Below are 8,455 nucleotides of genomic sequence, written 5' to 3'. Positions count from 1 at the left end.
GTTCAGGACAACCAGTGGGTCCTCGACCTCATCAAGAACGATCCGTTTTACGCGTTCTTCGTCGGGAACATCGAGGTAGGCGCGCCGAACTTTTCCACCGATCTCGCGCGGTTCGCAACGGACCCGCGCTTCGTGGGAATCCGCGGCTATCTCACCGGCCCGGCTGAGGGCATCACGCTCAGCGCGGCACAGCTCACCAGCCTGCGCGACCTGGCAGCGCGCGGTATGACGCTCGACATCATCAGCCGGGGGACCAGGAATCCGAAGAGCCAGGTGCAGGCGCTTTGTACCGCGGTGCCCAATCTGCGCATCATCATCGACCATTTGGGTGGCGCAACCGGGCCGGCGGTGGACCCCACCTGGGCGTCCGACGTTCGCCGCCTCGCCAGCGACTGCCCGAATCTGTACATGAAGTTTTCGTCGTTCTATGACATGTACGCTCCAGGTGACGTGGTTTTTCCGTCTCCCACTGACCTCGCTTCGTACAAGCCGCACTTCGACGTACTGATGTCCGCGTTCGGCAAGGACCGCCTGATCTGGGGCAGCAACTGGCCGGTAATCACCCTGCACGGGACTTTCGAAGCCCAGATTGCCATCGCCGAGGCGTATCTGGCCCCGTTCGGCGCCGGCGTGCGCGACAAAGTGATGTTCAAGAACGCCCTCGCGTTTTATCGCCGGCACAAGGCGTAGCGGACCAGAGAAACTGCCGGCTCAGCTCCGGCGGCTTTCCCGCCACGAAGCCGGCGTTGCCCCCAGCTCCCGCTTGAACACTGTATTGAGGTACTGGACGGAACGAAAGCCGCTCGCCCGCGCGATGTCATCGATGCCCATTTGTGTGTTGCTGAGCAACTGAAAGCAACGCTGCAACTTGTACAGCAGGATTTCGTCATGGACGGAGCGCTTCAACTCGCGGCGAAAGTACATCTCCAGCGATGAGCGTGAAAGCCCCACCGTTTCGGCAACCTGCTCCGTCTTGATGCCCTGGCAGGCGTATTGACGGATGTAATGGAGAGCGCGCATCACGGTCGCGCTGTGTTCGACGTCGCGCGCGGTGGACGCGCGCGAATGCACGCCGGCCGGAGGCACGACCACACGCACGTCGTTCACCGGCGAGCCGCTCAGGGCCTGGTGCAACAGGTGCGCCGCGCGATGGCCCATTTCGTGGGTTCCCTGGCTGACCGAGCTGAGCTGGATTCTCGTCAGGTGCTGGCCCAGTGTGTCGTTATCGATCCCGATGATGGCGACTTCGTCGGGAACTGCGATTGCGCCGACGATGCACGCCTGCAGCACCTGCCGTGCACGCGCGTCCGTGACGGCGACTATGCCAACGGGCTTGGGCAGGCTTTGCAGCCAGGAGAGCAGTTTCCTTGTCGCGCTTCCCCATGTGGGCGCGCTGGTTGCCAGGCCCCGGTGGATCTCACCAGCCAACCCGTCGCGGGCAAGCCGGGCGGTGAACGCTTTTTCGCGCTCCTGGGCCCAACGGTTGAGCGGCGATTCCGGCAGGCTGTAGCAGGCAAAACGGGAAAGCCCGGACTCCACCAGGTGGGTCAGCGCATGCGCGACCAGTTCGCGGTTGTCCGTCGCAACGTACGGCACATTGACGGGGTAGCACGCGGGATCCTCGTAGGAGCCCCCGACGGCAACGACAGGTACGCGTACCCCTGTGAGAGCGTGCGCCACGGCCGGATCGTCGTAGTCCGCGATGATCCCGTCGCCGTCCCAGTCGTGGATGCCGTCAAGCCGAAAGCGGAAATCCTCTTCAAGGAAGAGATCCCAGGCGACCCGCGTGTGGTTCACATAGTCGCCGATGCCCGTGATGATCTCGCGGTCATACACCTTGCTCGCATGGAAGAGCAATGCCACGCGCAGCACGGTAGGGCCACTTTGACGTAATGACGATTTCATGGTCGGGTCGGTTGATCATGAGGATACCGGCATATCGGACGGATTGCTGCGCTGCAGAAAGCAATTTCGCAAGCTGTCCTCGCAAATTTCGCAATCGCGGGCGGAGGCCGGCGGTTCTAGGATGGTGCCACTGAAAGCAGTTACCCACCACAAACATGAACTTTCTCGAATCCATCGCACCCGTACGCTATGAAGGCCCTCAGGCCACGACGCCCCTGGCCTACCGTCACTATGACGCCAGTGCCGTCGTGCTGGGCAAGCCGATGGCACAGCACCTGCGGCTCGCCGTCTGCTACTGGCACACCTTCGTGTGGCCCGGCAGCGATGTCTTCGGACAAGGCACGTTTGCGCGGCCCTGGCATGCCGGTGGAGACGAGTTGACGATGGCGAGGAAGAAAGCGGATGCAGCCTTTGGCCTGATTTCCCGGCTCGATGTCCCGTTCTACACTTTCCATGACACCGATGTGGCGCCGGAAGGCGCGAACCTGGCCGAGTACCGCAGCAATCTGTCCGCGATGGTGGACGTGCTCGCCCAGAAGCAGAAAGAAACCGGTATTTCGCTGCTATGGGGGACCGCCAACCTGTTCAGCCATCCCCGCTACGCAGCCGGCGCGGCGAGTAACCCCGACCCCGACGTCTTCGCGTACGCGGCGACGCAGGTTTTCAGCGCGCTCAATGCCACCCAGCAGCTTGGCGGTGCCAACTACGTGATGTGGGGTGGGCGCGAAGGCTATGACACCCTGCTCAATACCGATTTGCAGCGCGAGCGCCAGCAGCTGGGCCGATTCATGCAATTGGTGGTGAACCACAAACACAAGATCGGTTTCAAAGGGCAACTGCTTATCGAGCCCAAGCCGCTGGAGCCGACCAAACACCAATACGACTTCGACAGCGCCACTGTGTATGGCTTCCTGAAGGAGTTCGGCCTGGAAAAGGAGATCAAGCTCAACATCGAGGCCAACCACGCCACGTTGGCGGGCCACAGTTTCCAGCACGAGATCGCAACCGCCGCCTCCCTCGGAATCTTCGGCAGCATCGATGCCAACCGTGGCGACCCACAGAACGGATGGGACACCGACCAGTTTCCCAACAGTGTGGAGGACCTTACGCTGGCGCTCTACGAAGTCCTCCGCGCCGGCGGAATCGGCAGCGGCGGGTTCAACTTCGACGCGAAAGTGCGGCGCCAAAGCATGGATCCGGTTGACATTCTGCACGGGCATGTGGGTGCGATCGATGCGCTGGCGCTGGCGCTCAAGAGCGCCGCGCGTTTGATGGAGTCCCGCGAGCTTGAGCAGTTCCGCCAGCAGCGCTACGCGAACTGGGRCGGTGAACTGGGGCGGCGCATCATCACGGGCGACATGAGCCTCAGCCAGCTCGCCGAACATGCCTTCGTCAACGATCTTCGGCCCAAGCCTGTGAGCGGCCGTCAGGAGTGGCTGGAAAACCGGGTCAATGCCGCGATCTTCGCCGGCGCGGCCTGAAGAACCGAACGCAGGAGCACTCAGTGAGTTTGACGGTCGGCTTCAAAGACGTGAGCAAGAGCTTCGGCCCCGTGCAGGTACTGCATGGGGTCAGTTTTGAACTCGCACCTGGCCGGGTGTACGGGGTGCTTGGAGAAAACGGCGCCGGCAAGTCGACGCTGATGAAAATCCTGGCCGGCTACGAGGCCGCCAGCGAAGGCGTGGTGGAGGTGGGCGGGCATGTCGTACGTTTCAAGGGGCCGCGCGAGGCCGAAGCGGCCGGTGTGGTGATGATCCATCAGGAATTCAACCTTGCTGATGACCTCACCATTGCGCAGAACATATTCCTCGGCCATGAGCGCAAGCGCTACGGGCTGCTGGACGAAGACCTGATGGCCAGGGAGGCGGGCGCCGCATTGCGTCAGGTTGGCCTGAATTGCAGCCCCGCGCGCCGCGTGGGCGACCTCATCGTGGCAGAGAAACAGCTGGTGGAGATCGCACGCGCGCTCAGCCGGCGCGCGCGCGTACTGGTGATGGACGAGCCCACCGCCACATTGACGCCCTCCGAGACCGAGCGCCTGTTTTCCCTCATCGGGCAACTGAGAGCGGCAGGCTCCACCATCCTTTATATTTCCCACAAGCTGGACGAAGTCGAACGCATCACCGACGAGGTGGTTGTCATGCGCGACGGGCGATTCGTGGCTCGCCGGTCCACGCAGAGCGTGACACGCCAGCAGATGGCCAGCCTGATGGTGGGGCGCGAACTGGCCGATCTCTTTCCGGGCAGGCTTCCCGTGGCGGCCGGCGCGCCCGTCCTGCTGGACGTGAAAGGACTGACCGTACCCGGGTGGTGCCACGACGCAAGCTTCCAGGTGCGCGCCGGGGAGGTGCTTGGCTTTGCAGGGCTGGTCGGTGCGGGCCGGACCGAGCTGTTTGAAGGGCTCCTGGGGTTGCGCCCCTCCAGCGCGGAATCTGTGCAGGTAACAGACAAAACCTGGATGCGGCGCAATCCGCGTTCGGCCGCACGGCTGGGTCTCACATATCTCAGCGAGGACCGCAAGACGCGTGGCCTGCACCTGCGCATGGGGCTGGCGCAGAACCTCACGCTGATGGCGCTGGAGCGTTATGCGAAGCCGCTGCTCGATCCGCAGCGGGAACAGGCAGCCCTCGTGGCCGCGACCACGGCATTTGGCATCCGCACGCAACGCTCCGACATACCGGCTTCCGCACTGTCCGGCGGCAACCAGCAGAAGCTGGCGCTCGCGCGGGTGTTACAGCCTGATCCCAAAGTCGTGGTGCTGGACGAACCGACGCGAGGAGTTGACGTCGGCGCCAAGCGCGATATCTATTTCCTGATCCAGCGGCTGGCCAGCGAAGGCCGCGGGATCATCGTCGTGTCCTCCGAGCTGCTCGAGCTGATCGGGTTATGTCATCGCGTCCTTGTGATGCGCCAGGGAAGGCTCGCTGCCGAGCTCGCGCAGGATCAGCTGTCCGAAGAACTGTTGATTGCCCATGCAACTGGAACCCACTGATACCGCCGCCGCTCCAGCGCCTGTCGCCAGACCGGCACTGCGAAAATGGCCCTCTTTTACGGGAGCCGGGCCACTGGCCGGGTTGGCACTTATGTGCATCGCGGGTGCGATTCTCAACGAGAACTTCGCCAGCCTCGACAATGCGATGAACGTGCTCACCCGCACGGCTTTCATCGGAATCATCGCGGTGGGGATGTGCTTCGTCATCATCTCCGGCGGCATCGATCTCTCGGTGGGATCCATGGCCGCGCTGATTGCGGGCAGCACGATCCTGCTGATGAATGCGACAGCAGGCGCCGGCTGGAACCCCATGGCGGCCGTGGTGACCGGCATGGCCTTCGCCGTCGTACTTGGCGCACTGTTCGGCCTGGGCCACGGGCTGCTCATCAGCAAGGGCCGCATCGAGCCTTTCATCGTGACGCTGGGAACGCTGGGCATCTTCCGCGCGTACCTGACCTACTTCTCCAACGGCGGCGCCATCACGCTCGACAGTGCACTGGTCGATGTCTACAGCCCGGTGTATTACGGCAGCTGGCTGGGGGTGCCGGTGCCCGTGTGGGTATTCGCCGCTGTCGCATTGCTGGGCGGCCTCGTTCTCAACCGCACTGCCTTTGGCCGGTACGTTCAGGCCATCGGTTCCAACGAGCAGGTTGCGCGCTACGCGGCCGTCGAGGTGGACCGCGTCAAGGTTCTCACATACATGTTGCTGGGCATCTGCGTGGGCATTGCCACCGTGCTCTATGTGCCGCGCCTGGGTTCGGCCTCGCCGAGTACCGGGCTGCTGTGGGAGCTGGAAGCCATCGCTGCGGTCATCGTCGGAGGCACTGCCTTGCGTGGCGGTGCCGGCGGCATCACCGGCACCGTAATCGGTGCTGTGCTGCTCTCGGTGATCGGCAACATCCTCAACCTGACCAGCATCATCAGTGTGTACCTGAACGCGGCGGTGCAGGGCTTCGTGATCATCGCCGTCGCGTTCTTCCAGCGCGGGCGCAAGTAACCGGTTCCCCACAGGTGGCAAGGCTGCCGTTTCTCACAACATAAGGAGACAAACCATGAAATCATTGATAAGTCTGATGGCCGCAGGCGCCACAGTTCTCGCGGCGCTGGGTGCGGCACCCTCCGCCATGGCCCAGGGCAAGCCACACATCGGCGTATCGATACCGGCCGCCACGCACGGCTGGACAGGCGGGGTCGTGTACTGGGCCAACCGGACCAAGTCCGAACTGGAAAAGCAGTACCCGGGCCTGAAAGTCACCATCAAGACGGCCGGGTCTGCTGCGGAACAGGCGAACCAGGTACAGGACTTGCAAACGGCCAACAAGATCGACACCCTCGTGATCCTGCCATTCGAGTCGGCGCCGCTCACGCAACCGGTCGCGCAGGTCAAGGGCAAAGGCGTGTACGTCACGGTTGTCGACCGCGGCCTGACGGATGCAAATGCGCAGGACGCCTACGTTGCCGGCGACAACCCCGGCTTCGGCAAGGTATCGGCGGAGTACATGGCCAAAGCCCTGGGCGGCAAGGGTAATGTCGTAGTACTGCGGGGCATTCCCACGGTCATCGACAACCAGCGSGTGGACGCGTTCACGGCTGTGATGAAGAACTATCCAGAYATCAAGGTTCTGGATGCCAAGCACGGCAACTGGAACCGCGACGATGCCTTCAAAGTGATGCAGGACTACCTGACCCGTTTCAAGCAGATCGACGCCGTCTGGGCCTCGGACGACGACATGGCGGTTGGCGTGCAAAAGGCAATCGCGCAGGCCAAGCGAACCGATGTCAAGCTCGTGCTGGGCGGCGCGGGTTCCAAGGACTACATCAAGAAAGTCATGGACGGCGACAAGATCGTGACGGCCGACGTCACCTACTCGCCCGCCATGATTGCCGACGCGATGAAGCTCACGGCCGCCGCACGTGTGAAGGGCGAGAAGCTGCCGGCCACCACCATCATCCCGTCGGTGCTGGTGACCAGGGAAAACGCCAAGCAGTACTACTTCCCCGACTCCCCGTTCTGAGGCAGCCATGGCAAGACCTGTCACTCTTTTTACCGGGCAATGGGCGGACCTGCCTCTCAAGGAGCTGGCACCCCTGGCACGCAGCATGGGCTACGACGGCCTGGAACTGGCATGTTGGGGCGACCATTTCGATGTGCAGGAGGCCCTGGCGAGCGATCGCTACGTGCAGGACCGGCGCGATCTGCTGGAACAGCACGGCTTGCGCTGTTTTGCGATCGGCAGCCATCTGGTGGGCCAGGCGGTCTGCGACCTCATCGACGAGCGGCATAAGGCCATCCTGTCGCCGCAAGTCTGGGGGGACGGCGATCCGGAAGGCGTGCGGCAGCGCGCCGCGCGGGAAATGCAGGACACCGCGCGTGCCGCCGCCAAGCTGGGCGTGAAGGTGGTGACGGGCTTCACCGGCTCGTCCATCTGGCATTCGCTGTACGCGTTTCCGCCCACTTCGCAGGAGTATTGGGACAAGGGCTTCGTCGACTTTGCCAACCGGTGGAAACCCATCCTCGATGTGTTCGAGCAGTGTGGCGTGAATTTCGGGCTGGAAGTGCACCCCACGGAAATCGCCTTCGACATCGCTTCGGCGCAGCGCGCCATCGAAGCCGTGGGAGGTCACAAGCGTTTCGGTTTCAACTTCGACCCCAGCCACCTGGGCTACCAGGGCGTGGACTATGTCAAGTTCATCCGGACATTCGGCGACCGCATCTATCACGTGCACATGAAGGACGTGTGGTGGGGCCGGGGCGACGGCACTGTGGGGGTCTTCGGCGGGCACACCAATTTCGGTGACGCGCGCCGCCACTGGGACTTTCGCAGTGTCGGGCGCGGGCAGATCGACTTCGAATCCATCATCGTTGCGCTCAACGACGTGAGCTATAACGGACCGCTGAGCGTCGAGTGGGAGGACAGCCGCATGGACCGCGTGCACGGCGCTACTGAAAGCGCGGCCTACAGCAAGCGGCTGGACTTCAAGCCGGCCGCGGGAGCGTTCGACGCCGTGTTCGACAAGGCCAAGCAGGGCGGGATGGCGGGCTCATGAGAAAACTGCGCTATGCGATGGTGGGCGGCGGGCAGGGTGCTTTCATCGGTGCTGTACACCGCAAGGCCATGGCGCTGGATGGGCAGATGGAGCTGGTGGCCGGTGCACTGTCGTCCGATGCCGAGCGCGCGCGCGCGTCAGGCCGCGACCTCGGCCTGCGGGATGAACGCAACCACGGTCGCTGGGAAGACCTGCTGGAAGGCGAACTGCGGCGCAACAAGGACGAGCGCATCGATTTCGTTTCCATCGTCACGCCCAACCATGTGCATTTCCCCGTCGCCCGCGCGTTCGCCGAGGCGGGCATCCATGTGGTGTGTGACAAGCCGCTGGTCCATACCAGCGAGGAGGCAGCCGAGCTCGTTCGGGTTGTCAAGCGCAGCGGCTCCATCTTCGGTGTCACGTACAACTACACGGGCTATCCCATGGTGCGCGAGGCGCGTGACATGGTTGCGCGCGGCGCGATCGGCGTGGTGCGCAAGGTCATCGTCGAATACAACCAGKGCTGGCTTG

At 63.3% G+C, this 8,455-nt stretch carries 8 protein-coding genes; 7 read left to right on the top strand and 1 reads right to left on the bottom strand.

Annotated features, from left to right (window positions below; genetic code table 11):
* Positions 1–690 (top strand): amidohydrolase family protein (locus AC1D1P_RS08790; RefSeq protein ID WP_477672706.1); only part of this gene is annotated, 690 nt, incomplete at its 5' end.
* A gap of 21 nt (positions 691–711) precedes the next feature.
* Here the strand turns inward: AC1D1P_RS08790 and AC1D1P_RS08785 are convergent.
* Complete coding sequence (locus tag AC1D1P_RS08785; RefSeq protein ID WP_477670180.1) at positions 712–1,905, bottom strand: XylR family transcriptional regulator; 1,194 nt, start codon at positions 1,903–1,905, stop codon at positions 712–714.
* Positions 1,906–2,060: 155 nt separating this feature from the next.
* Between AC1D1P_RS08785 and xylA the strand changes: the two genes are divergently transcribed.
* The 6 genes from xylA to AC1D1P_RS08755 all read left to right on the top strand — a co-directional run.
* Positions 2,061–3,386 (top strand): xylose isomerase, encoded by a 1,326-nt coding sequence (xylA, locus tag AC1D1P_RS08780; protein WP_477672705.1) that lies wholly within the window; start codon positions 2,061–2,063, stop codon positions 3,384–3,386.
* Positions 3,387–3,409: 23 nt separating this feature from the next.
* Positions 3,410–4,897 (top strand): sugar ABC transporter ATP-binding protein, encoded by a 1,488-nt coding sequence (locus tag AC1D1P_RS08775; RefSeq protein WP_477670179.1) that lies wholly within the window; start codon positions 3,410–3,412, stop codon positions 4,895–4,897.
* On the top strand, positions 4,878–5,894 hold the full coding sequence (locus AC1D1P_RS08770) for an ABC transporter permease (protein WP_477670178.1): 1,017 nt from the start codon (positions 4,878–4,880) through the stop codon (positions 5,892–5,894). Before AC1D1P_RS08775 ends, AC1D1P_RS08770 begins: the two co-directional genes overlap by 20 nt.
* 55 nt (positions 5,895–5,949) lie before the next feature.
* Complete coding sequence (locus AC1D1P_RS08765) at positions 5,950–6,912, top strand: ABC transporter substrate-binding protein (protein WP_477670177.1); 963 nt, start codon at positions 5,950–5,952, stop codon at positions 6,910–6,912.
* Between the two features lie 7 nt (positions 6,913–6,919).
* Positions 6,920–7,945 carry a sugar phosphate isomerase/epimerase family protein gene (locus AC1D1P_RS08760; RefSeq protein ID WP_477670176.1) on the top strand — a complete coding sequence of 342 codons (1,026 nt, stop codon included), beginning with the start codon at positions 6,920–6,922 and terminating at the stop codon, positions 7,943–7,945.
* The coding region (locus tag AC1D1P_RS08755; RefSeq protein WP_477672704.1) for a Gfo/Idh/MocA family protein at positions 7,942–8,455 on the top strand (514 nt) is incomplete at its 3' end. The genes AC1D1P_RS08760 and AC1D1P_RS08755, both read left to right, overlap by 4 nt.

The sequence above is a fragment of the Polaromonas sp. P1_E1_2 genome (assembly GCF_056406035.1).
The sequence above is the reverse complement of the archived record's forward strand: the minus strand, read 5'-3'. Positions and strand labels throughout refer to the sequence as shown.

Coding starts and splice junctions, on each gene's coding strand:
- AC1D1P_RS08770 (WP_477670178.1), top strand. CDS start 4,878: ATGCAACTGGAACCCACTGATACCGCCGCCGCTCCAGCGCCTGTCGCC.
- AC1D1P_RS08785 (WP_477670180.1), bottom strand. CDS start 1,905: ATGAAATCGTCATTACGTCAAAGTGGCCCTACCGTGCTGCGCGTGGCA.
- AC1D1P_RS08760 (WP_477670176.1), top strand. CDS start 6,920: ATGGCAAGACCTGTCACTCTTTTTACCGGGCAATGGGCGGACCTGCCT.